The sequence below is a fragment of the Vibrio sp. 1641 genome (assembly GCF_033339995.1).
Taxonomy (GTDB): domain Bacteria; phylum Pseudomonadota; class Gammaproteobacteria; order Enterobacterales; family Vibrionaceae; genus Vibrio; species Vibrio alginolyticus.
This window is the reverse complement of the sequence record NZ_JAWOVP010000292.1, coordinates 1-616: the sequence shown is the minus strand read 5'-3', so window position 1 is coordinate 616 and position 616 is coordinate 1. Positions and strand designations below refer to the sequence as shown.

Annotated in this window: 1 pseudogene; it reads right to left on the bottom strand. The window is 40.6% G+C overall.

Going from position 1 to position 616, the window contains the following annotated elements:
* Positions 1-427: 427 nt before the first annotated feature.
* A pseudogene (locus R7Z47_RS25595) lies at positions 428-616 on the bottom strand (hypothetical protein); the annotation flags it as partial.

The following is a 616-nucleotide window of genomic DNA, read 5'->3' as shown; positions in this document are numbered from 1 at the left end:
AAGATCAACACCCATTCTAACAATCTCTCGCTCACCCCACGGTGTCGCATTCATGTTCTACGAACTCCTACTGTAGCTAAGATCTTCAACCAATACCGACAACCACATTGCTTTAGGCCAAACTCAACGTTAGAACCGATCTTTTAACAGGTAAGAGTTCTTCGACAAGACACTGAATAGTATTAACTTTCTAAATCTCTCAAGAATAGACACAACAAAATACTAACTGAGCTATCCCAGATACCAAATGGCTAAGTCATTAGGCTGCTAAATCATAAAACGACTGAGTTGTATTGTGCTTAGCTACGGAGCATTTCCTTTCGCTTTTACCTGTAGAGCTATCTCCGCTCATCCAACAATTAACAGATACAAAAAATCCCGCTAAATAGCGGGATTTAATTAAGACTAAATTGAACGAGCTTGGTGATTAACCTTGAATACCAACAATCAACCAAGGTGCATTAAGTACCGTTAGGTCACGCTCTAGGTGCCAGATATCTTCAATATCTTCCTCTACACCTTCTGCAGCATCACGGTAACGGCCACTAAATTGCAAACTTAATTGTGCTTTGTTCGCATCGTATTCAGCACGAACGATCTCTGCATCGACATACAT